The organism is Paracoccus sp. SCSIO 75233, assembly GCF_027912675.1.
Classification (GTDB): domain Bacteria; phylum Pseudomonadota; class Alphaproteobacteria; order Rhodobacterales; family Rhodobacteraceae; genus Paracoccus.
Genome location: NZ_CP115758.1, coordinates 132388 through 153878 on the forward strand (window position 1 = coordinate 132388; position 21491 = coordinate 153878).

A 21491-nucleotide genomic window follows, 5' to 3' on the forward strand; every position below is an offset into this window, starting at 1 on the left:
GTCAGGCGTCGGCGCGCGGAAGGCGGATTTCGGACAGAACCTCCTCCGTGTGCTCGCCCAGCCGCGGTGGCAGCCGGCGCACCCGGCCGGGGCTGTCCGAGAACTGGACCGGTATCCGGAGCGTCACGACGGCGCCCTCTGTCGGGTGCTCGTGGCGCTCGAAATACCCGGTTTGAACCAGATAGGGATCAACCAGCAGATCCTCCAGGCTGTTGGCCGGTCCATTCGGCACGTCGGCCGCGTCGAACCGGCGGCGCCACTCGGCGGTTGTATTCCCCGCGATTGCCTCGGCGAGGAACCAATATAACTAGTCAATGTGATCGGTGCGCAACTCTGCTGTGGCAAATCGTGGATCGTCGCGCAGCTCGGGCCGGCCTATGGCGTCGAAGAGACGCAGCCACTGGTTGTCCATCGCCGCCATCACACAGATGTGCCCGTCCTGCGTTGGATAAGGCCGATGATGGGGCGAGAATACCCGGCTGTAACCCATGCCCAGATCGGGCCGGTCGAGCGTTGCGCCCCAGAGATGCTCGATCAGATTGAAGTTGACCATCGCATCCATCATCGGCACGTTTACCTGCTGCCCGTGGCCGGTGCGCTCGCGCCAGACGAAGGCCATCGCGATGGACGATGCCTGGATGTAACCGCATAGTTGTCGGCGATTACCGTGGGTAATAGCGCGGCTCATCGGTGGCCCGGGCCATCATCCCGGCTACGCCGCTGGCGCCCTGGATCACATCGTCGAAAGCAAGCCAGTCGCGGCGCTCACCATCCAGCCGGAAGCCAGAAGACGAGGCATGAATGATGCGGGAATTGACCGCGCGGATCGCCTCGTAGTCGACGCCCAGCCGTTCGGCGGCGCCGGGGCGTATCGAATGCACCAGCACGTCCGCGGAACGCACCAGATCAAGGAGCGCGGCCCGCGCGTCGGGTTTCTTCAGGTCGAGCACGACCGAGCGTTTGTTGCGGTTTGTATTGAGGAACAGTGCCCCCATCTTCGGGTTGCGCGACGGTCCCACCTGGCGTGTGTAGTTGCCGTCGGGTGACTCGATCTTGATGACGTCGGCCCCCATGTCGCCGAGGATCTGGATCGCCACCGGTCCAAGCACGTTGACCGAAAGATCAAGCACCCTGTAACCCGCAAGCGGTCCGTCCCCCTCGGCTGGCTGCTGCGGCTGACTGTCCATTTTCTTTTCCCTTTGCGGTATCGCACCCTTCGAGTCAGCAATGCGCGCCGTAGTCTGGCGGTCAGTCGACCCGCGACCCAAGGGCGCAGCGCCGCGAGCGAAGCTTGCGATCGCTGTATTGCTGTTCTGACGGCGTGCGTGGTCGTGGCGCTTCCGTGACGAACTTGTCCCATAGGGCCTCCTTCCATTCCTGCGAAAGGATCACACCATTAAACCGTGGGATCAAACACCTAAGCCGAAGAAATCGTGATGCCGGCGATCGTCGCCATGTCGGGAGCGATCGCCGTGACCGGACAGGATGCGCAAAAGGGGATCGCAGTTGCCCTTGAGCACATCAACGCCGATGGCGGCGTCGCCGGTCGGCCGCTGAAGATCCAACTTTACGACACACAGGGCAATCCCGGGGTGGTGCGCCAGGTGATGGAGCGGTTGACCCGCCTCGAGCGGGCTCCGGTCATCCTTGGCTGCGAGATCAGCGCAGGCACATCGGCTGCGGCGCAGTTCGCCGAGCAGGCGCGGGTTCCTCACCTGAACTCGCCGGCGGTGTCGGCCGAGCTCCTCGAGCGCGGTTACAAATGGTATTTCTCCGATCAGATCACAGCCGATACCGAGGCGGCCACGGTCGTGGAATTCTTCGAACACCTGATGACGCAAGGCGACGTCGTCCCGGCGTTGCTTTATGAAGACAGCCCGCGCGGCGCCGGAACCATCGAGCGGATCGAAGTTCTGCTGGAGGAGCGGGGCATCGAGATCGCCGCTAGCGCGCCGTATTCGCGCAGCGATCGCAACCTTCTGCCGCCGGTCAAGCGGGTGCAGACATCGAGTGCCAACATGGTGATCTGGGCCGGCTACACCGAAGATGTGGTGACCAAGCTCCAGGCAATGCAGCAGCATGACTTCAAGCCCTACATTGTCGGAATCAGTGGCGGTCCGGTTGATGTGCGCACCCCGCAACTGGTGGACAGGGGCTTCGTCGAGGACGTCAATCTCAGCACGGTGGACTACTTAAATCCCGACATGGACCGCGCCCAGCGTTTTGTGAAGGCTTACGAGTAACGGCACGGCATCGTGCCGTCAAGCTATGCGTCGATGTGCAACCGCGGTGTCTACACGCTGAAGGCCGTGCTGGAGAAGACGCTTGAGTCCGGCCAGAAACTGACGACCGAGAACCTTCGCGCCGCCATCCTTAAGATCGACATCCCCGGCGATCAGCTGATCTCGCCGTTCTCGCGGATCAAATTCGACGAACACGGCAGGAACGTCGGATCGCAGAACCTGATCGCGCAATGGAAGAACGGCGGCACGAAAAAGGTCACGATCTGGCCGCCAGAGGTGGCTGTGGAAGAGCCCAATCCTCTGAACTGATGCGAAAACTATAACCGGGGCCCAAGATGAAGCTGTCGATCGAGTCTCTCGTCTCCGGTTACGGTCTGCTCGACGCGCTCCACGGCGTCAGCATCGAGATCGGCCGAGGGCGAGGTCGTGGCTGTGATCGGACCGAACGGCGCGGGCAAATCCACCCTTCTGCGCACGATTTCGGGCCTTGTGGCCGCCCGTTCCAGAGCGATCCGCCACGATGGCAAGGAAATCGGCGGTTTTGCCGCCAGCGAGATTCCGCGCCTCGGCCTCGTCCATGTTCCTGAGGCGCGGCACGTCTTCGGGTCACTCACGGTCGAGCAAAATCTGATCGTGGGTGCGAGCGCCGCACTCGACGCGAAAGACCGAAAGGACGCCCTTTCCGATGCTGAGCCAGAAGGCCCGCGAACTTGCCGGAGGGCTCTCAGGCGGTCAGCAGCAGATGCTGGCGATCGGGCGCGCTTATGGCCCGGCCCAGCATGATCATGCTCGACGAGCCGTCGCTCGGCCCCGCGCCTCTGATGGTCGAGCAGATGTACGAGGCCCTCGACGGTCGGCGCCGCACCGGCCTGAGCATTCTTCTGGTGGAACAGGATGTCTACATGGCGCTGGATTTCGCCAGCCGCGCCTATGTTCTGGAAAACGGGACAATCGCCCTCGCCGCAGCCTCTGACGTCTTGCGCCACGACGATCACGTGCGCCGTTCGTATTTGGGAATCTGACCCGCCCTGTGCCCGCATTCCGCCTGCCATTCAGACCGGCAGCGGCGACAGACCGTGCGCAAACTGCGGACCGATCAGCCCCGTAGCGCCGAGATGCCCAGGGCCCCCTGTGCCAGAAGCAGCGCCTGAAGCTGGTTGGTGCCTTCAGCGATCGTGAGATGTCGCACATCGCGATAATAGCGCTCGACGGGGAAATCACGGGTGTATCCGGCCCCGCCGTGCACTTGCAGGGCAGTCTCGCAAACCCGCAGAGCCGTATCGGAGTTGTGACGCTTGGCCATGGAACAGGCCCGGCCGCGATCCGGTGCCCCGCGATCCAGCGCGTCAGCGGCCCGGCACGCCAGCAACCGCGAGGTTTCCACGCCAGTCAACATATCTGCGATCATCTGCTGGACCAGTTGAAACCCGCCGATCTTGCGTCCGAACTGTTCTCGCGCGCCCGCATATCGCAGCGCCGCCTCATAGGCGGCAATTGACAGGCCCAGGCAGGTGAAAGAAACGAAACAGCGCCCCACGTTCAGATAATGCTTGGCGATGGCGAACGCCTCGCCCTCGGCGCCGATCAGGTGGTCTGCGGGCAGCAATACGTCCTCAAACAGCAGCTCGCCTAGCGGGCATGAATTCATGCCCATGCTGCGGACCTCTCGGGTTGAAAACCCTGCTGTTCCCGCCTCGACCACGAAGGCCGATACCTCCGCGCGTTCGCCGTCGCCCGACCGCGCGAAAACCACCCCGAGATCGGCCCCGGTCCCGTTGGAGATATACAGTTTGCGTCCGTTCAGCCGCCAGCCATCACCGTCGCGCCGGGCCCGTGTTTCCACGTTGCTGGCGTCCGAGCCGACGTTCGGCTCGGTCAGCGCAAAAAAGGCTGTCTTGCGACCCGAAACCAGATCGCCCAGCCACCTTGCCTGTTGCTCCGGCGTTCCATGCTGCGCGACGATCATCAGGACAAGGTTCGACGTGCTGACGATGCTGCGCAGCGACGGCCATACCTGAGACAGCTCGCACAGCAGCGCGCAATATGTCAGATAATCAAGCCCGGCACCGCCTTGCGCCTCTGGCAAAAGACCGCCCAGCAGGCCGAACTCGCCCATCTTCTGCAACACTTCGGGCGGCGGCGGACGGTGGGCATCCTCGTGCGCCTCGACCAGGGGCGCCACCTCGGCGTCAAGGTATTTGCGGAAGCTGCGCCGCGCCGTTTCCTGCCAGTCGTCCAGCTCAAACTGCATCGGTCCTCACTCCAGCTTTTCGGCTTGGTCCAGAATTTCGGCCTGATGCTCGCCCACTGCCGGGACGTGGCCCGCCGGATCACTCATCCCAGCCATCGGCACCGGGAAGGCCATCACCTGGGCCGCGCCGGCTGAGCGCACCATCCCGCGCGCCTTGAGCTGCGGGTCCCGGGCCAGATCCTCCAGCCCGTTGACCGGGGCGAAGGGAACATCCTCGGCCTCGAAGATCTCCGCCCAATGCGCATAGGGACGCGCGGCGATCAGCGGGGTCAGGGCGGCGCGGATATCATCCGTGCGGTCGGTGCGTGCGGCGAAGTCGTCAAGCGCAGGATCGTCGAAGCCCGTCATCCCGGTGGCACGGATCAGGCGGCGGAAGAAATGCGTCTCGATCGCGCCGATGGTGATGTATTTACCGTCGGCGGTCGCGAAGATACCATAGGCGGCGCGGCGCAGGATATCGGCCTTTGTGATCTCGCGCCCGGCCTGGCGTCCGGCGTCCCACACACCGTAGCGCGGGGCGACCCAGCTGGCCAGCGCGTCGGTGATCGCCACGTCCAGATACTGGCCCCGCCCCGTGGCGTCGCGTCCGTGCAACGCAGCAAGAATGGTGATGATGGCATACATGGCTGCCGAGAGATCCCCGATCGGCACGCCCGTCGTGTATTCAGGCGGTCCGTCGGGCGCGCCCGAGATCGCCACCGCGCCCGCCATCGCCGCGTAGTTCAGATCATGCCCCGGCCAGTCGCGCGCCGGCCCGGTCTGACCATAGCCGCTGACCGAACAGTAGACGAGGCCGGGATTGAGCGCCGAAAGCGTCTCATAGTCGATGCCCAGCCGCGCGGTCACGCCCGGGCGATAACCCTCGATCACGACGTCCGCCCGTTTGGCCAGCCGCAGGAAAGCCGCGCGGTCTGTGTCATCCTTTAGGTTCAGGGCGATGCTTTTCTTGCCGCGGTTCACGGCGGCAAAGAGGCCGGGGAACATGGCGCGCGCGGCGTCGCCCGCAGGACGTTCGACCTTGATGACCTCGGCCCCCATCTCGGCCAGTTGCTGCGTTGCATAGGGCCCAGGCAGAAGCTCGGTCAGATCGAGAACGCGAAGCCCCGAAAGCGGTGCAGTGCCGGTCATTTTTGCTCTCCTGTGCTGTCTGCGCGGTCCGGGTCGGCAATCCCGGCGCATTCCGCCGAGTCGTCCTGTTCCAGGATCATGTCCCAGATCTTCTGACCCTGCGGATTTTCGAGCTCTTCCATCAGATGCGCCAGAAGCCCGGCGGATCGGCCAATCAGGGCGAAGGCCCGCGCCCAGATCGGCGCAAGCCCCATGTCCGAAACGGTGGCCCCGACCGCGCCGGCGGCGTTGATGGGCAGCAGACGTCCATATTCCTCGCGGGCGGCGGCCTCGACGGCCGCCATGAAGCGCCAGTGCCGCCCGTCGAACCCATTCTCGCCGGCGATCCGGCGCAGGACCGGCGTGCGGGGGTCGCCGTCGACATGGATCGGATGACCGAGGCCTGGCACGATCCGGCGCGCCGCGCGAAAGGCGCGCACGGCCTCTTGCGCGCGGGCGGCATAGGCTGCGTCGTCGTCGCTGTCGGACAGCTCGCCGATCTCGTCGCGGGTAAAGGCCGCGGCGTTCTGCATGGTGCCGAGAAAATGGTTCCCCGCGCCCAGCAAGCCCGCGGCCACCGCACCCTGAAGCGATTCCGGCGCGCCGAGAATGGTCATCCGCGCGGCGATGGCGCTGGGGGTAAGGCCGTGATCGGTGGCGGTGACGATGATCGCGTTGGTCATCGCGCGGGTGCGGGCATCCGGCTCTTTCCCCGTGGCGGTGAAATAGATCATGTCGACGAAATCCATCTTGCCCAGGATCTCATCGGCCAGATCGCGCCCGCGCACATAGATGCGGTCGCGGGTGGTGAAACCGATGTCCGTCTTTACCGTCATTGCCTTGCCTTTCCTTCTATCTCGGTCGGAGCGCGCAGGATCACCGCGTCAAGCACCGTCGCACCCGCCGGACCGGCGCGCACCGGATTGAGATCCATCTCCGCGATGTCGCCGCGCGCACCCAGGGCGGCCAGGATCACGAGAAGATCGGCCAGCGCGCCCAGATCGGCGCCGGGGCGGCCGCGCAGCGGACCCAGCAGTGCGCGTCCGCGGATCTCGTCGATCATCGCCAGCGCCTCGTCCCGCCCAAAGGGCGCGGCGCGGTGCGTGACGTCAGAAAGCGCCTCGACCATCACGCCGCCGAGGCCGAAGCTCACCACCGGGCCGAACACCGGATCGCGGTGCAGTCCCGCCATCACCTCGACGCCCGGCCCCTGTTCCATGCGCTCAACCAGAGCGCGCTCCAGCCTGTGCCCCTGTGCTGAAAGCGATGTCATCATCGCGCCCCAGGCCGCCGCCAGCGCCTGCTCATCCATCAGCCCGACGGCCACGGCCCCGGCTTCGGTCTTGTGCAGAAGACCGGGCACCAGCGCCTTGAGCACCACCGGAAAGCCGATCCCGCGCGCCGCCTCGCCTGCCTGTCTGGCACTGGTCACGACCCGTCCTTCGGGCACGGTCAGACCCAGGTCGGCCAGCACCGCCTTGGCGGCAGCCTCGTCAAGCTCGCCGGGCGGAAATGCGGGTAGAGCAAGCGTGGAGGTCCCCGAGGGGCTCCAGTCGCCGCGCCAGATCAGCCGCTTCAACGCCGTCACTGCCTTGCCGAGGCTGCGAAAAGGCGCCAGCCCTGCCGCGTTCAGCGTGGCATAGCCAGCGGCGCGATGCCCGCTCATCCAGACCGGCAGGAGCAGAGCCGGGCTGTCCGGCGCCAGCGCGACCATGTCGTCGGCGGACCGGTCGGTGATCGGGCCGTAGTCGGCGGGAATCGGCAGAAGCACAACATCGGTGGCCGGGTCCCGCGCCACCAGCGACAGGCAATCGCGGTTGAGCTTGTCTTGGGTGAAGACCTGGGTGGTCAGGTCCACCGGGTTATCGACCGCCGCATAAGACGGGGCCAGCGCACGCAACCCCGCGCGGGTGCCGGGGGCCAGTTCGGACAGGATCAGCCCGGCGCTGCCCACCATATCGGCGGCCAGCGCCGCTGTGCCACCCGAGAAGGAATAGACGCAGATCCCCCGCCGCGGGGCGATGCCGACGCGCTCGAACAGCGCCACCGTATCGATCAATTCGTCCAGATCCTCCACCTCGACGATGCCATGCTGGCGAAACAGTGCCGAGGTGACCGCCGCCGATCCGGCAAGCGCGGCGGTGTGCGAACGGGTGGCAGCAACGCCATAGTCCGACTTGCCCACCTTCATCGCCACCACCGGCTTGCCGGCGCGAGCAGCGGCGCGGGCAGCTGCCAGAAAGCGCGGCCCGTCGCGGAAGCCTTCGGCGAGAAGGGCGATTACCTTTATGTCGGGATCGCCCACCATGTGGTACACGACATCGGCCATGGTCAGGTCGGCTTCGTTGCCGGTAGAGCACCACAGGCCAACGCCGATACCCCGTTCGCTTGCCTGGATGAAGGCGCGGCCAAGTCCGCCGCCCTGGGTGACAAGCCCAATGCCGCCGCCCAGCGTGTCGTTCTTGAATACCGGTGAAAAGGTCAGCCCAAGGCGGCGGTTGATGTTGCTCAGCCCTGGCGAGTTCGGCCCGTAGATGCGCATCCCGCTTTGCCGGGCGATTTCAGCCATCTCGGCTTCGACGGCACGGCCCTCATCCCCGGTTTCGCCAAAGCCAGAGGTGAAGACCACCGCAAACCCCGTTCCTGCTGCCGCGCAATCGCGCAAGGCGCCCACCACCGCATCGGCTGGAAGGCACACCACCGCCACATCGACGGGGCCAGGCAAGGCCGACATTGCAGAATAGGCGCGCAAACCATGCACCCTTTCACGCCCGGGGTTGACCGGAAAGATCTGCCCATCGAAGTCGGAATGCTCGGCAAGGTTCAGCAAGGTGTCGCTGCCCACGCTACGGGGCCTTTCACTGGCGCCCAGGATCGCCACGCTGCGTGGCGACAAGAGCCGCGAAAGATCGGGAAAGTCGCGGGCGACCACCGGCTCAGCCACCTTGCGGCGCCCGCCGGACGAGCAGTTTCCAGACCCCTTCCACCACGGTTTCGCCACGCTGGTTGATGACCTCGCGCCGGAACGACAGGATGCCGCGTTCGGGTTTCGAAGTCTCGCGCTTCTCGGCTACGGTAACGCGCACGCCAATCGTGTCGCCGATGAAGGTGGGGTTGGGAAAGCTGCACTGCATGTCGAGCAACCCCAGAAGCGAGGGTTCCAGGAACGTGTTCATCAGCATCCGCGTGGTCAGCCCGGACATCACCGACACCACCAGAAGCCCGTGCGCGATACGCTGGCCAAAGGCCGAATCGGCGGCATATTCGGCATCGACGTGCAGCCGGTTGAAGTCGCCTGACAGGCAGGCGAAATTAGCCACGTCGGCCTCGGTGATGGTACGGGTGGGGCTATCGAACTGGTCGCCTTCGTTCAGGTCCTCCCAGTAGAGTTGCTGGCCCTTGAGGGCCGAAAGATCGGGCCGTGTCATTGGGTTTCCTCCTCTGGCAGCGCTAGCACTGCCTCTTTCAGTTCAGCCTTGAGAACGCGGCCGGTCAGGTTGCGCGGCACCGCCGTCATAAAGACCACGCGCCGCGGGCGCTTGTATCGGTCAAGCCGGGTTTCGGCATGGGCGATCACATCGGCCGCTGTCAGCTGCGCGCCCGGCGCGGGCACGATCACTGCGCAGATCGCCTCGGTCCAGTGCGGATCGGGCAGGCCGATGCAATGCGCCTCGGCAATCGCCGGGTGGCCGGCCAGCGCCTCCTCGATCTCGGGGGCGTAGACATTGATGCCGCCGCTCTTGATGATGTCGCGCTTGCGACCCGTGAACCAGAGCAGCCCTTCGTCGTCGATCCGGCCCAGATCGCCCACGGTCAGATAGTCGCCGCGCCGGGTTTCAGCGGTCAGCGCCTCATCCTTGTAATACCCGTCGTAGCGGCTTTCGCTGCGGGTGCAGATCTCGCCGACCTCGCCCTGCGGCACCTCGTTTCCATCGTCGTCCAGCAGTTTGAGTTCCACCCCGAAGAAGGGGCGGCCGACGCAGTTGCCCGCAAGGTTGCGGCGCAGATCCCGAGCGGTCAGGTTGGCATAGGGTCCTGCTTCGCTGGAGGCGGCATAGATCATCAGCGCATCGCCGAACTTGTCGAGCGCGGCACGCTTGAGGTCGAGATACATCTCGCCGCCGCCAGATTGCAAAGTCCCCAGCGACGACAGATCGGCGCTCGCGAACCCCTCGGCCTCGACCATCCGCTGGAGCATGGCGGGCAGCAGCATGGTGGCGGTCAGCCGCTCGTCTTCGATCAGCCGTAGCGCGGCGGCCCCGTCGAAGCGGCGCATCAGATAGACGCTGGCACCCAGATAAAGCGGCAGCAGCGTATAGGTGCAGCCGGCCGACAGGCAGATCGGCAGCGCCGACAGCGCCCGGTCGTCGGGGCGGAAACGCTGCTCGATGGCGCGTTCCTCCATGCCGAAGAGACTGCGCAGCGCGCCCTTGGGCTTGCCGGTGGTCCCCGACGTGTGCAGCATGATCGTGGTGCCGTCCTGCCCTTGCGGCGGATCGGGCGGTGTGTCTGCCAGAAGGTCCGACAGGCGCGGCAGTCCTTGCGGGGCCCCGTCGCCGATGGTGACGATGTCGTCCACCACGGTCCGGAACAGATCGGCATGATCCAGCGCCGCATCGCCCAGCAGCAGGGTTTTGCTGTCCGAGCGGGCAACCACATCGGCCATGACTTCGGGCGCGATGCGATAGTTGATCGGTGCGGGAATTGCGCCTAGCCCCGTCACCGCCACATAGGCGGCAAGGAAATCGGGATGATTTTCCGAGATCACCGCCACCTTGTCGCCCGGTCCGATGCCGCGCCGCGCCAGCACCGTCATCATCCGTTCCACCCGGTCAAGGAAATCCGTATAGGTCTGGCTCCTCCCCTCGAACACCACCGAGGGTTTCGTGGGGAACCGCCGCGCGTTCAACCTCAGGGCCTGGAGAAAGGTCATCGGCATGGCCGCCTCCTCAGGTGAAGGCCGAGATCCCGAGAACCTCGCGCCCTATGATCAATGTCTGGATTTCCGATGTGCCTTCGGGGATCAGCCCGCCGCGCGTGTCGCGGAACAACCGTTCGACGGGGTAGTCGGTCGAATAGCCCAGCCCGCCGTGCGCCTGCAGCGCCATCGAGGCCACCTCATGCGCCGCCTCGCTGGCATAGAGCTTGGCAATCGAGCATTCCTTGCGCCCAGGCAGACCCGCGTCCAGCGCTTGGGCGGCACGGTCAGTCAACGCGCGCGCCGCTTCGGTGCGGATGGTCATGTCGACGATCAGCTTCTGCACCAGCTGATAGCTTCCGATCACGTTGCCGAACTGCTTGCGCGTCTTGACGTAATCGGTGGACAGGTCCAACGACCGCTGCGCCGCGCCCACCGCGCCCGCCGCCACGTTGAGCCGGCCATAATTCAACCCCGTAAGGATCGCCTTGAGGCCCTTTCCCGCAGGACCCAACAGGTTTTCCTTTGGCACCTTTGCGTCTTGAAAGGCCAGCTGCGATGTCGCGGTGGCCTTGATGAACATCGTGCCCACCCGCGAAGCTTCGAAATCGGTCTCCTCGAGGTCCACGATGAACAGACTCAGATCGCCATCACAGCCTTCCGTGAATGTCCGTGCCACCAGGATTCCGACCCGGCCGTTGACGCCGTTCGTCGTCCACAGCTTGCCGCCATTGATCAGCCAGTGGTCGCCCTTGTCCTCGGCGCGGGTCTGCACCGAGGCAACATCAGAGCCGTGGTCGGGTTCGGTGATCCCCACCCAGACCGGCATCTGGCCAGCCATGACGGGTTTCAGCCACTTTTCCTTCTGGCGCGCATCGCCCAGGTGGTGGAACAGTGCGATCACGATGTTCACGGTGTTGAGCAGAACCCGGAGTGAAAGCCAGCGGTATCCTGCTTCCTCCATCATCATCGCCCAGGTGCGATAGCTGAGGCCGTAGCCACCGGCCTCTTCCGAGAGAAGCCCGCCAAGATAGCCGAACTGGCGTAGCTCGCCCATTATCGCCCAGGGCAGATCGCCCGTCGCCTCGCATTGCGAGATGCGCTCTTCGGTCAGCTCGCGCGCCATGAAGCCCCGGATGCTGTCTCGCAGCATCCGCGTCTCTTGATCCTCGACACAGGCGGAGGCCGGGACATGTTTAGCCATATCGCCCCCCGGTGATGTGAAGCGTCTCGCCCGAGATGTATTCCGCCGCATCCGAGGCGAGGAACACCACGCCGTTGGCGATGTCGCGTTCGTTGCCAAGGCGCTGCACGGTATTCATTGCCAGAGCGCGCGACTTTATCCGGTCGTAGTTTGGAAGCGCCTCGATCATCTCGGTGGCGATGAACCCCGGCGCGATGGCATTTACGGTGACATTGAAGCGCCCCTGTTCCATCCCCAGCGCCCGGGTGAAGCCGATGATGCCGGCCTTGGCGGCGGCATAGTTGGTCTGTCCCGGATTGCCGAGATAGGCGCGAGAGGAGATGTTGATCACCCGGCCCCACTTCTGTTCCATGAAGTACGGCACCACGGCGCGCGAGCAGGTATAGGCACCCTTCAGGATCACGCCCACAACAGCGTCCCAGTCCTGTTCGGGCATCTTGGTGATGTAGTTGTCGCGCGGAAATCCGGCATTGTTGACCAGGATGTGGACGGCGCCAAATGCTTCGATCGTGCGCGAGACGAGGGCTTCGACCTGTGCCTCGTTCGTGACATCGCAGACCACGCCGATCGCGTCGTATCCGTCGGCCTCAAGAGCGGCGCGGGTGGCTTCTGTGGTTTCGGGGTCGATATCGGTGATCACCACCTTCGCCCCCTCTTCGGCCAGCGCGCGGGCGGTCACTGCGCCGATCCCGCGACCCGATCCGGTGACGATAGCCACCTTGTCCTTTAGTCCCAGTTCCAAGTTACGCTCCTTCAGGTTGTCAGTATTCGCCCGAGAACACGGTTACGATCTCGGGAAAGAATGCGATCAGGGCCAAGACCGCGAACTCGGCCAGCACGAAAGGCAGCACCCCGACAAAGACCCGTTTAAGAGGTACGCCGGTGATCGAGCTGGCGACGAAAACGTTCATTCCGATTGGGGGGGTAATCAGCCCGATTTCGACCGTTTTGGTCACCAGGATGCCGAACCAGATCGGCGAATAGCCAAGCTCCATGACCATTGGAAAGACGATCGGCATGGTCAGGATCAGGATCGCCAGCTGATCCATCACGCAGCCCAGCAGGATGTAGATCAGGATCAGGATTAAAATCACCACGCCCGGCCCGATCTCAAGCCCTTGCACGTACGAAACCAGCGCCTGCGGTGCCATGGTCAGGGTGACAAAATAGCCGAAAATGTGCGCCCCGATAATAATGGTGAAGATCATTGCAGTCGGGCGCGTTGTACGTTCGAGCGCCCCCATGAATTCGCGCCAGCCCATACGTCTGAGCAACACGGCGGCAATCATGATCGCGCCAAAGCAGCCGACCGCGGCGGCTTCGGTCACGGTGACAGCGCCAGAATAAATCCCGGCCACGACAAAGACGAACAGCAGAACCACCGGCCAGATGTCGCGCAGTGACGCGAAGCGCTCACGCCACCCATGGCTTTGCACTGGTGGCGCCAGATCGCGGTTCAGCGTCGCCCAGACCATCGTGATCCCGGCAAAGCTGAGCGCGGTAATGAGACCCGGCAGAATGCCGGCAATGAACAGCCCGCCGATCGAGGTTTCGGTGATGATACCGTAAACCATCAGCACAACCGAAGGCGGGATCATGATCGACAACGTCCCGGCGGCCGCAACCGTGCCTACGATCATGCCGCGGTCATAGCCATATTTCTCAGCCTCGGGCGCGACGGTGCGCGCCATCGTGGCCGTCGCCGCGGTGGACGAGCCCGAAACCGCCCCGAAGCCTGCGCTGGTAAAGACCGTGGCCACGGCCAGTCCGCCGGGCAAATGGCCCACCCACCTGTTGGCGGCGCGGAACATGTCCGACGAAATCCGACTGGCCGACAGGATCTCGGCCATCAAGATGAACAAGGGAATGGCGGTCAACAGCCAAGAGGCGGTGTTGCGATACGGGGCCACCGACAGGATGCCGAGCGCCAGATTGAGCCCGCCGATCAGATACAGGCCGACGGTGCCGGCGATGCCCATCGCGAAGCCTATCGGCATCCCGACGACGAGAAGCCCCGCCAGCAATAGCGACACAGGTGCAAGAAATTCCATACTCAGCCAATCCGATCCGAAGCGCCGCGAAGGTGCTGAACGTCACCCGCCGCATTTACGAGAAGGCGCAGAACGATCAGCACGCAGCCAATCGGCGCAATCACAAGCGTGGTGACGAGAGGCGCGTCGATGTCGCCGGATGTGCGATATCCGAAGTCCCACGCCTTAAGCGCCTCGCGCGAGGCACCGTAACAGATCAGCGCAAAAAACGCGGCCGCTGCCAATCGCAAGACGACATTGAAACCGGCCCGCAGCCCTTCGGGCAGAGCATCAAACACTATCCCCACTCGCACGTGGCCATCATACATTTCCAGATAGCTCAGGCTTCCGAACACGATGATGGGCATCAGATATAGCTCTGTAGCGCCAATGACCCCTTCGATCGGGTCATTCAGGATATAGCGCGTAAAGACCTGTATGAGGATCAGCACCAGCATGACCATCATCGCAGCGCGCGACAGCCAGTTCATCCCGGTATCCACCCGGTCCATCGCTCGGCCCAGAGGACCGTGCAATCCAACTCTCGGCGACGGCACGGCGTCCTCTCGGGGATCAAGATCGTGACGGGACACGGTTGCGCGCCTTACTGCGTCTGGTGCTTTTCGATGTTCGCACGAAACATCTCCAGCACTTCGCCCGCAGGCAGTCCGCGCTCTTGCAGACCAGAGACCCAGGCATCGAACACCGGCGCTGTGGCCGATTTGACCTTTTCGCGCTGCGCTTCATCCAGAACGATGACCTCGATACCGCTGTCCCGCATCTTGTCCTCAAGCTCGGCGGCCGATCGGTCGGTTTCTTCGGCAACTCGCTGCATCGCCTCCTGCGACGCCTGTTGAATGGCCTGTTGATGCTCTGGCGACAGATCCTGCCAGACCTCCTCGCGGATCGCGTAGGGCGCCCAATACACAAAAACATCCAGACCCAGAACGGCGGTATCGATTACCTCGTCCAGCTTGTAGGAATAGATGCTGGTGGTGGGAAAGATCGTGCCGTCGACGGTGCCGGTGCGGATGGCCTGATAGGTTTCCGGGCTGGGAATATCAACCGGCGCGCCCCCTAGGGCCTTGACCGACTCCGCCATGTTCCCGGCAATGGTTTTCAGTTTCAGCCCTTTGATGTCATCAATGCCGCTAACATCCTGGTCGCGGGTGAACAGGTTGTAGGTCGAGGTCATTACACCCCAGACTGGGCGCATCCCGTTGGCCAGGAAGTCGTTTTGCAGGATCGGATCCGACGTCACCGTTTCAAAAAAAGCGGGCGTCCCGACAACGCTCTGCGAGAAAAGGCCAGGAAGCGTGTGCACGCCCGCCAGCGGCATCGTGCCCCCGTTATAGGCCGGCGGAACATAGCCGATGTCCACCACGCCTGTCTGCACCATCGAGAACATATCGCGCAGCGAACCCAACTGACCGGCACCGAAATACTGAAACTTGACCTCGCCATCGGTCAGCTCGGTTACGCGGTCCATCCAGTAGGTGGTGCCGGTCTCGACGATGTAGTGGCCGGGCGGAAAGGTATCTGCAACCTTGAGTGTCACTTCGGCCGCCGCAATTTGCGGCATCGTTCCGACCGCGATCACCAGCGCCGCCCCTGCGGCAAACCGATCGAGTTTTGTGTTTCTTGTCATGGCAGTCTTCCTCCCTGTGGCGTTGTCGATCAGCGCACCATGGTGCGGTGAACCGGTCAATGTTTATGGGTGGCCGGGAGCGCAACTGTCGCGAGATCACACATATATGCGAATACGCGAACTGAATCCGCGGCGACGCAACAGAGAAGATCGAACGCCAATCGTGGGTGGGAATCTCCAGCGCTTTCACGGCCGAAAGAAAGGATTCCGTGGCCTGCCGATCAACAGTAAGCGGCGGCTGCGCCCCACGTTGTAGATGAGCTCCGGCACTGCGAGGTGATATCCATCTCATGATGGGGAGTGTGTTTCGCAATGTGCGCGACAAATTCGTTTCTCAGATCTCTGGGCGTCGAGATCTACGGGTCAGGTCATCGGCGCTGGCCGGACGACGTGAAGGCTCGCGCTGTGGCAGAGACTTTGGAGCCGGGAGCGACCGTGAATGCGATTGCCGAGCGATATGACATCCGCCCAAACCAGCTCTCGGCTTGGCGGCGTCTGGCAAAGCAGGGCCAGCTGGTTCTTCCTCCGGCGGAACTCGGAGAGCCGGTCTTCGCGCCTCTGGTCATTTGCGATCCGACTGAGACGCCCGAGCTTTCCGACGCGAAGCCCCAGCAGGTGATCCGGATCGTCAAGGGAACAACCCGGATCGAGCTGTCTTCTGACACGTCGGCAGGTCAGATCGCCGCGATCGTGCGCACTCTGGAAGCGCCTGCATGCTGATGCCGTCTCAAGGGGTCCGCATCCTGGTGGCGACGAAGCCGGTAGACTTCCGCAAGGGGCATGATGGACTGGCAGCCTTGGTGCAGTCGACCTTGACCGAAGATCCGTTCACCGGGACGGTCTTTATCTTTCGGGCGAAGCGCGCAGACCGGATGAAGATCCTGTTCTGGGACGGCAGCGGTCTCGTCATGGCCTACAAACGGCTGGAGGAGAGCACCTTCACCTGGCCCGCGATCCGGGATGGTGCGATGACCCTGAATCGCGCCCAGTTCGAGGCGCTGTTCGCCGGGCTGGACTGGCGGCGGGTGCGGTCTCTGGAGACGCGCGCCCCCGCTGTGGCAGAGTGACTCAGGGCGGGGAAAGCCGGCCTGACAAACGCAGGAGCGGGATATGATGCCGCCATGTCCAGCGCCCTATCCCTCGACCTGTCGGCCATTCCGGAAGACCAGCGTGACGCTGTTCTGGCCGTCCTGCGCGAGCGTGATGCACTCAGGGAAGCCAACAAGCGCCTCGAGCACCTCGTCGCCGAACTGAACCAGGTCGTGCATGGCAAAAGGTCCGAGAAACTGAGTGAGGACGAGCGGCAGCTGGCCTTCGAAGATCTGGAAACTGCCGTCGTCGAGGCAGAGGCCCAGCAGGATGAAGACGCCACGGCCTCGTCCGGTCCGCGGCGATCCAAGGTCGCCCGCCGCAATCGGGGCAATCTGCCTGAGAGCCTCCCCCGGATCGAGCAGATGATCGAGCCGGCCAGCCTGGAGTGTCCCTGCGGCTGCGGCACGATGCACCGGATCGGCGAGGACCGCAGCGAGCGGCTGGACATCGTGCCGGCCCAGCTCCGCGTCATCGTGACGGTTCGACCCAAGTATGCCTGCCGTGCCTACGCCGAAGGGGTCACCCAGGCGCCAGCCCCTGCCTTCCTGATCGAGGGCGGGCTGCCGACCGAGGGCGCCATTGCGTATGTGCTCGTCGCCAAGTTCGCCGACCATTTGCCTCTCTATCGCCAGAGCCAGATCCTCGCGCGTTCCGGGATCGACCTTCGGCGCAGCACGCCCGCCGATTGGGTCGGCACCGCGGCCTTCCACCTTGCCCCGGTGGTCGACCGGCTCGCCGAGCACCTGAAGGGCTCGGGCAAACTCTTCATGGACGAAACGACGGCGCCGGTTCTGGAGCCCGGGCGAGGCAGGACGAAGACTGGCTTCCTCTGGGCGCTGGCCCGAGATGATCGGGGCTGGGGCGGCGATGACCCGCCCGGCGTGGTCTTCACTTACCGCCCGAGCCGCGCCGGCGTGAACGCGGAGCAGATCCTGCAGGGCTTCGACGGCATCCTGCAGCTGGACGGCTATCCCGGCTACGATCGGCTGACGCGCCCCTCGCGCAAGGGCGGCGCGCCGATCACGGTTGCGCACTGCTGGGCACATGCCCGCCGGAAGCTGAAGGAAGTCTTCGACCGTGATGGATCGGAGATCGCCGCCGAGGGGCTGCGCCGGATCGCCGAGTTCTACCGGATCGAAACCGAGATCCGCGGCATGGGACCGGGACAGCGCCTGTCGGCGAGACAGACACGCACCGCGCCGCTGGTGGCCCAGTTCGGCGAATGGTTGCAGAGCCAGCGCCGCCGGATCTCCGCCAAGTCCCGCCTCGGAGAGAAACTCGCCTATATCCACCGGCAGTGGGACGGGCTACAGACCTTCCTGCAGGACGGACGCGTCGAGATCGACTCCAATGCCGTGGAGAATCTCATCAGGCCGATCGCCCTGACGCGGAAGAACGCACTCTTCGCCGGCCACGACGAAGGTGGTCGGACCTGGGGCCGCATCGCCTCGCTCATCGCCACAGCAAAGATCAACGAAATCGTACCCTTTGTCTATCTCAAGGCGACGCTCGAGGCGATCGCGGCAGGGCATCCCGCGAACCGGATCGACGAGTTGCTACCCTGGAACTTCAAGCCGTCGAGCTGAACTCCGGTGGGGCGTAGACGCCGCTTACGATCAACACGATGATGGTCGGCCTCTTTCGCGGCGCCTCTCTTCAAGCCGGTATTCTTGGGGCGGGCCGAAACCGTGGTCGCACTGCTCTGGGCAGCGCATCCTACACCGCCCGGCCTTCGGGGATGCCGGTGCTAACGACGCCCCGCCGGTCAGGCTCAACCTTGAGCCTGACGCGAAGAGGCTATTTCCGCCGCCTGAAAACGGACCCTGACATTGGCAAGTGGCGCGTTTCGTCCGCGCCCCCCAAGTCCCGTCTTCGTCAAGCCGGGCCATTTTTTACGGCGCTGGCTGATCCAGGCGGTCAGGCGGTCAGGGACTGTTGACCCATCTTCTTCAGATTTCGAACGATTTCTTCGTGCATGATCCCTACGATCTCTTTTTCGGATCTCAAGATAACATCAGTTGGAGCGCCAACCCCGACAGCGAAAAGCCGCGAGTTCAGATGGTTAGGAAACGGCATGGAAATCAAGCCGCTCCCTTGAACCACCTGATCGGTTGAGAGGTAATAGCCCTTGGCACGGGTTTCTGCCAACGAGGCCACGAAAGCTTTCACATCCACTGCCGGTTTGTCGGGCGCGCGATAGGCGTTGATCCTGCGGAACAGACTGCGCACTTCGTCGTCACTGAAACGACTCATCAGAACGCGCCCGACACCTGAGTTACCCAGCGGACGACGTGTCCCGAGCGATATGTGGTGGATCGGCGAATCTTTCGGGCGGACAACTTGCACGTACTCGGCTTCGTCCCCATTCTTGGTTGCCAGAACCACCACATGCCGTGTGCGTTCCGAAATTGCCTTGAGCAGCCGGTGGATGGTGCCTTCGCCGAACAGATCTGGATTCATCCACGACCCTAAAAGCGGAACGCGCTCGGTGGGAAAATAACTCTTCTTTCGGGCATCGTGGGTCAGAAATCCAAGCTTCACCAAGCTTTTGAGCAGCGCCGAGGTACTTGACTGCGGGTACCCCAGTTCCTTGGACACTTCCACGACCGAAAGCGGTCGCTGAACTTCATCGAAATACACCAAAGTCTGACAGGTGCGCGCCACCGATTTCACAATTTGATCGCCGCCTGTTCTTGCTGAAGTCTGATGCGCGGTTTCCATGATCTCCTCCCTTCGTGTGCAGTTATATGCACAGCGTTCCATACGGAAGGATGGCCGCGCTTGTAAATTCTGTCAACTGTTAGAAAACTGCCGGGGGCACGCCGCAAGCGGCTTGGGGATCAGGAAAGATTTCGGGTTCGGTTGTCAGTGGCCTCCTCGATTGGCGGGTATGATCACACCGTCAGCGGCGACGGCTCCCTGCCCGCTTGCTCCGACGATCAATGGATTGACATCAATGGTCTCAAGCGCGGCCCCGTGATGGGCGGCAAAAGCAGACAGTCGGGCAAGGGCGCCGGCGAGGGCGTCGATGTCGCGTTCGGGCGCGCCCCGGAATGCGTCCAGCAGTTTGCGGCTGCGGATTTCGTCAATCATACGGCGCGCTTCGACAGGTCCGAATGGTGCGACGCGGAAAGACACGTCTTCGAGGGCCTCGACAAACACCCCGCCCAGACCGAACATGACCACCGGGCCGAAAGCCGGGTCCTGGGTCACGCCGAGTATAGCCTCCAGTCCAGGTGCTGCCTGTTCCGCCACGACCAGCCCGTCGATCCGCGCACCGGGCATCTTCTCGGACGCCAATTCCAAGATTCGTGCCCCGGCAGAGCGGACATCTTCGGCCGAACGCAGATCAAGCGCGACGCCCCCGATGTCGGATTTGTGCAAGATGTCGGGCGAGGCAATCTTCAGCACGACCGGGAATCCCATTTCTTGCGCTGCCTGAGCTGCCGCTTCGGGGGTGGTGGCCAGGGTTTCGCGCACGATCCCGATTCCGGCCTCTGCAAGCAGGGCCTTGGCCTCGATCTCGTTCACAATTCCGTCCGGCAACGGCGACAGGTTGGAGAGTTCGGGTATCGGGTCCTTTTCGCCTGCCCGCGCGAAGGAACGGGCAAAATAGCGCAATGCGGCCATCGCCCGGACTGCACGGGTCGGTTCCTCGAACACGATGAACCCCGACTTTTCGTACGCGGCGCGCCCCTCTGGCTCTGTCAGCGAACAGAACAGCATTGGCCGATCGGGATATTTCTCGCGAATGCGCTCCAGTCCGCGCCGAATGGCTTCGTTCAGGTCGGCGACAAGTCCGACCGTCGACATGAAGATGATGGCCCCATCGATCTCGCCGTCACCAAACAACACATCCATGTTGGTTTCCAGAAGATCGATCTGGTTGACCAGCTGCGCCGTCACATCGACCGGGTTTCGGACACCGGCAAATGGCAGCACCTCTTTCAGCTTTTTCTGTGCATGATCGGGAAGCGCAGGCACGTCCAGTTTCAGCTTTTCGGCTTCGTCGGCCATCAGCACCCCGACCCCGCCCGAGACTGTCACAAGGCCCAGCCGGTCGCCCTGCATCATCGACGCGGATTCGGCACAGGCATAAGTCACATCGAACATTTCATCGACCGATTGCGCCCGGTAAACGCCGTACTGCCGGAACGCCGCGTCATAAACCGCGTCTGCCCCAGCCAATGAGGCGGTATGCGACTGCGCGGCCTCTGCTCCGACCGCGCTGCGCCCGACCTTCATCATGACCACCGGCTTTCCCCGGGCCCGCGCCAGCTCAAGTGCCTCGACCAGCCTGTCGCGATCGGTTGCCCCTTCGAGATATCCCATGATGACGCGGGTATCGTCATCCTGCGCGCAATAGGCCACGGCATCGGCAAAATCGACATCGCAGGAATTGCCCGTCGTCGCCCAGATATTGACCCCAAGTCCGCGCATTCGAACGAGCGTCATGCAATACGAGCCGAACGCGCCGCTTTGACTGACGATCGACACGCCGCCGGGTTTTGGCAGGTGTTTTTCGACCCCGGGCGTGAATGTCGCATAGAGGTTGTGGCGCACATTCGCGATGCCAAGGCAGTTCGGCCCCACAAGCCGCATGCCGCCCTCGCGCGCGATGTCGACCATGCGCGCCTGAAGGGCGGCCCCGTCGGCATCGACCTCCGAGAACCCCGAACTGAAGATCACCGCCCCCCGCACACCTTGGGCCGCGCACTGTTCGACCGCCTGAACGGCCAGCGGCGCGGGCAGCGCGATCACGGCCAGGTCCGGTGTCGTGGGTGCCTCCGAGATCGACGGATACGCCGTCAGGCCCTGCACCTCTGGCGATTTCGGGTTGATAGGCAGGATCGGGCCGTCGAAACCGTGCCGCTTGAGAAAATCCACCGGCCTTCCGCCGATGCGCTTGGGATCGCTTGAGGCGCCAATCACCGCTACCGAGCGAGGGTTGAAAATGGCATCCATTCCATGAATTCGCATGGGACTTCCTTTGATGTT

At 63.6% G+C, this 21491-nt stretch carries 21 protein-coding genes and 1 pseudogene; 7 read left to right on the forward strand and 15 right to left on the reverse strand.

Annotated features, from left to right (window positions below; translation table 11 throughout):
- Position 1: 1 nt before the first annotated feature.
- Together PAF12_RS16510 and PAF12_RS16515 are read right to left on the reverse strand one after the other, a co-directional pair.
- Positions 2-688 (reverse strand): annotated as a pseudogene (locus tag PAF12_RS16510) (CoA transferase).
- Positions 663-1187: a CoA transferase gene (locus tag PAF12_RS16515; RefSeq protein WP_250637868.1), complete on the reverse strand. Its 525-nt coding sequence runs from the start codon at positions 1185-1187 to the stop codon at positions 663-665. The pseudogene PAF12_RS16510 and the gene PAF12_RS16515 overlap by 26 nt, the downstream one beginning before the upstream one ends.
- A gap of 249 nt (positions 1188-1436) precedes the next feature.
- Here PAF12_RS16515 and PAF12_RS16520 point away from each other — a divergent pair, with 249 nt between their 5' ends.
- The 4 genes from PAF12_RS16520 to PAF12_RS19035 all read left to right on the forward strand — a co-directional run bounded on the left by PAF12_RS16520 (position 1437) and on the right by PAF12_RS19035 (position 3265).
- Positions 1437-2243 carry an ABC transporter substrate-binding protein gene (locus tag PAF12_RS16520; RefSeq protein ID WP_071974356.1) on the forward strand — a complete coding sequence of 269 codons (807 nt, stop codon included), beginning with the start codon at positions 1437-1439 and terminating at the stop codon, positions 2241-2243.
- A gap of 33 nt (positions 2244-2276) precedes the next feature.
- The gene (locus tag PAF12_RS16525) at positions 2277-2552 is read left to right on the forward strand and encodes a hypothetical protein (protein ID WP_027264375.1); all 276 of its coding nucleotides are present in this window, start codon (positions 2277-2279) and stop codon (positions 2550-2552) included.
- Positions 2553-2669: 117 nt separating this feature from the next.
- Positions 2670-3026 (forward strand): ATP-binding cassette domain-containing protein, encoded by a 357-nt coding sequence (locus tag PAF12_RS19030; protein WP_198952313.1) that lies wholly within the window; start codon positions 2670-2672, stop codon positions 3024-3026.
- A complete protein-coding gene (locus PAF12_RS19035; RefSeq protein WP_205964847.1) occupies positions 3023-3265 on the forward strand; it encodes a hypothetical protein in 243 nt (80 codons plus the stop codon). Before PAF12_RS19030 ends, PAF12_RS19035 begins: the two co-directional genes overlap by 4 nt.
- Before the next feature lie 74 nt (positions 3266-3339).
- On the opposite strand, the gene PAF12_RS16535 is transcribed toward PAF12_RS19035, so the two are convergent.
- Genes PAF12_RS16535 through dctP form a run of 11 tightly spaced genes read right to left on the reverse strand, consistent with a single transcriptional unit; the run spans position 3340 to position 15461 of the window.
- On the reverse strand, positions 3340-4494 hold the full coding sequence (locus PAF12_RS16535) for an acyl-CoA dehydrogenase family protein (RefSeq protein WP_027264374.1): 1155 nt from the start codon (positions 4492-4494) through the stop codon (positions 3340-3342).
- 6 nt (positions 4495-4500) lie between these two features.
- Positions 4501-5622 (reverse strand): CaiB/BaiF CoA-transferase family protein, encoded by a 1122-nt coding sequence (locus PAF12_RS16540; protein ID WP_027264373.1) that lies wholly within the window; start codon positions 5620-5622, stop codon positions 4501-4503.
- Complete coding sequence (locus PAF12_RS16545; protein ID WP_036051583.1) at positions 5619-6437, reverse strand: citryl-CoA lyase; 819 nt, start codon at positions 6435-6437, stop codon at positions 5619-5621. The genes PAF12_RS16540 and PAF12_RS16545 overlap by 4 nt, the downstream gene beginning before the upstream one ends.
- Positions 6434-8545, reverse strand: a complete 2112-nt coding sequence (locus PAF12_RS16550; RefSeq protein ID WP_198952314.1) for an acetate--CoA ligase family protein — start codon at positions 8543-8545, stop codon at positions 6434-6436. Before PAF12_RS16550 ends, PAF12_RS16545 begins: the two co-directional genes overlap by 4 nt.
- Complete coding sequence (locus PAF12_RS16555; RefSeq protein ID WP_027264371.1) at positions 8538-9029, reverse strand: MaoC/PaaZ C-terminal domain-containing protein; 492 nt, start codon at positions 9027-9029, stop codon at positions 8538-8540. The genes PAF12_RS16550 and PAF12_RS16555 overlap by 8 nt, the downstream gene beginning before the upstream one ends.
- On the reverse strand, positions 9026-10540 hold the full coding sequence (locus PAF12_RS16560) for a class I adenylate-forming enzyme family protein (RefSeq protein WP_027264370.1): 1515 nt from the start codon (positions 10538-10540) through the stop codon (positions 9026-9028). Before PAF12_RS16560 ends, PAF12_RS16555 begins: the two co-directional genes overlap by 4 nt.
- A gap of 10 nt (positions 10541-10550) precedes the next feature.
- Positions 10551-11672, reverse strand: coding sequence for an acyl-CoA dehydrogenase family protein (locus tag PAF12_RS16565; RefSeq protein ID WP_027264369.1), 1122 nt, complete (start codon positions 11670-11672; stop codon positions 10551-10553).
- A gap of 43 nt (positions 11673-11715) precedes the next feature.
- Positions 11716-12465, reverse strand: coding sequence for an SDR family NAD(P)-dependent oxidoreductase (locus PAF12_RS16570; protein ID WP_027264368.1), 750 nt, complete (start codon positions 12463-12465; stop codon positions 11716-11718).
- Positions 12466-12484: 19 nt separating this feature from the next.
- A complete protein-coding gene (locus PAF12_RS16575; protein ID WP_027264367.1) occupies positions 12485-13774 on the reverse strand; it encodes a TRAP transporter large permease in 1290 nt (429 codons plus the stop codon).
- 2 nt (positions 13775-13776) lie between these two features.
- Positions 13777-14346 (reverse strand): TRAP transporter small permease, encoded by a 570-nt coding sequence (locus tag PAF12_RS16580; RefSeq protein ID WP_139236335.1) that lies wholly within the window; start codon positions 14344-14346, stop codon positions 13777-13779.
- Between the two features lie 11 nt (positions 14347-14357).
- Positions 14358-15461 carry a TRAP transporter substrate-binding protein DctP gene (dctP, locus tag PAF12_RS16585; RefSeq protein WP_156127914.1) on the reverse strand — a complete coding sequence of 368 codons (1104 nt, stop codon included), beginning with the start codon at positions 15459-15461 and terminating at the stop codon, positions 14358-14360.
- A gap of 252 nt (positions 15462-15713) precedes the next feature.
- Between dctP and PAF12_RS16590 the strand changes: the two genes are divergently transcribed.
- The 3 genes from PAF12_RS16590 to PAF12_RS16600 are packed head-to-tail and all read left to right on the forward strand — an operon-like array spanning position 15714 to position 18079.
- Positions 15714-16121 (forward strand): transposase, encoded by a 408-nt coding sequence (locus tag PAF12_RS16590; RefSeq protein ID WP_027264364.1) that lies wholly within the window; start codon positions 15714-15716, stop codon positions 16119-16121.
- Complete coding sequence (gene tnpB / locus PAF12_RS16595; RefSeq protein WP_027264363.1) at positions 16115-16468, forward strand: IS66 family insertion sequence element accessory protein TnpB; 354 nt, start codon at positions 16115-16117, stop codon at positions 16466-16468. Before PAF12_RS16590 ends, tnpB begins: the two co-directional genes overlap by 7 nt.
- Before the next feature lie 54 nt (positions 16469-16522).
- Positions 16523-18079 carry an IS66 family transposase gene (locus PAF12_RS16600; protein ID WP_027264362.1) on the forward strand — a complete coding sequence of 519 codons (1557 nt, stop codon included), beginning with the start codon at positions 16523-16525 and terminating at the stop codon, positions 18077-18079.
- A gap of 331 nt (positions 18080-18410) precedes the next feature.
- On the opposite strand, the gene PAF12_RS16605 is transcribed toward PAF12_RS16600, so the two are convergent.
- Both PAF12_RS16605 and PAF12_RS16610 read right to left on the reverse strand, forming a co-directional pair.
- Positions 18411-19214, reverse strand: a complete 804-nt coding sequence (locus PAF12_RS16605; protein ID WP_027264361.1) for an IclR family transcriptional regulator — start codon at positions 19212-19214, stop codon at positions 18411-18413.
- A gap of 144 nt (positions 19215-19358) precedes the next feature.
- Positions 19359-21473, reverse strand: coding sequence for an acetate--CoA ligase family protein (locus PAF12_RS16610; RefSeq protein WP_027264360.1), 2115 nt, complete (start codon positions 21471-21473; stop codon positions 19359-19361).
- Positions 21474-21491 lie beyond the last annotated feature (18 nt).

What these genes read in the sequence shown, in the direction of transcription:
- PAF12_RS16515 (WP_250637868.1), bottom strand. Translation starts at nt 1,187, where the DNA reads ATGGACAGTCAGCCGCAGCAGCCAGCCGAGGGGGACGGACCGCTTGCG.
- PAF12_RS16520 (WP_071974356.1), top strand. Translation starts at nt 1,437, where the DNA reads ATGCCGGCGATCGTCGCCATGTCGGGAGCGATCGCCGTGACCGGACAG.
- PAF12_RS16525 (WP_027264375.1), top strand. Translation starts at nt 2,277, where the DNA reads ATGTGCAACCGCGGTGTCTACACGCTGAAGGCCGTGCTGGAGAAGACG.
- PAF12_RS19035 (WP_205964847.1), top strand. Translation starts at nt 3,023, where the DNA reads ATGATCATGCTCGACGAGCCGTCGCTCGGCCCCGCGCCTCTGATGGTC.
- PAF12_RS16535 (WP_027264374.1), bottom strand. Translation starts at nt 4,494, where the DNA reads ATGCAGTTTGAGCTGGACGACTGGCAGGAAACGGCGCGGCGCAGCTTC.
- PAF12_RS16540 (WP_027264373.1), bottom strand. Translation starts at nt 5,622, where the DNA reads ATGACCGGCACTGCACCGCTTTCGGGGCTTCGCGTTCTCGATCTGACC.
- PAF12_RS16545 (WP_036051583.1), bottom strand. Translation starts at nt 6,437, where the DNA reads ATGACGGTAAAGACGGACATCGGTTTCACCACCCGCGACCGCATCTAT.
- PAF12_RS16555 (WP_027264371.1), bottom strand. Translation starts at nt 9,029, where the DNA reads ATGACACGGCCCGATCTTTCGGCCCTCAAGGGCCAGCAACTCTACTGG.
- PAF12_RS16560 (WP_027264370.1), bottom strand. Translation starts at nt 10,540, where the DNA reads ATGCCGATGACCTTTCTCCAGGCCCTGAGGTTGAACGCGCGGCGGTTC.
- PAF12_RS16565 (WP_027264369.1), bottom strand. Translation starts at nt 11,672, where the DNA reads ATGCTGCGAGACAGCATCCGGGGCTTCATGGCGCGCGAGCTGACCGAA.
- PAF12_RS16575 (WP_027264367.1), bottom strand. Translation starts at nt 13,774, where the DNA reads ATGGAATTTCTTGCACCTGTGTCGCTATTGCTGGCGGGGCTTCTCGTC.
- PAF12_RS16590 (WP_027264364.1), top strand. Translation starts at nt 15,714, where the DNA reads ATGTGCGCGACAAATTCGTTTCTCAGATCTCTGGGCGTCGAGATCTAC.
- tnpB (WP_027264363.1), top strand. Translation starts at nt 16,115, where the DNA reads ATGCTGATGCCGTCTCAAGGGGTCCGCATCCTGGTGGCGACGAAGCCG.
- PAF12_RS16600 (WP_027264362.1), top strand. Translation starts at nt 16,523, where the DNA reads ATGTCCAGCGCCCTATCCCTCGACCTGTCGGCCATTCCGGAAGACCAG.
- PAF12_RS16605 (WP_027264361.1), bottom strand. Translation starts at nt 19,214, where the DNA reads ATGGAAACCGCGCATCAGACTTCAGCAAGAACAGGCGGCGATCAAATT.
- PAF12_RS16610 (WP_027264360.1), bottom strand. Translation starts at nt 21,473, where the DNA reads ATGCGAATTCATGGAATGGATGCCATTTTCAACCCTCGCTCGGTAGCG.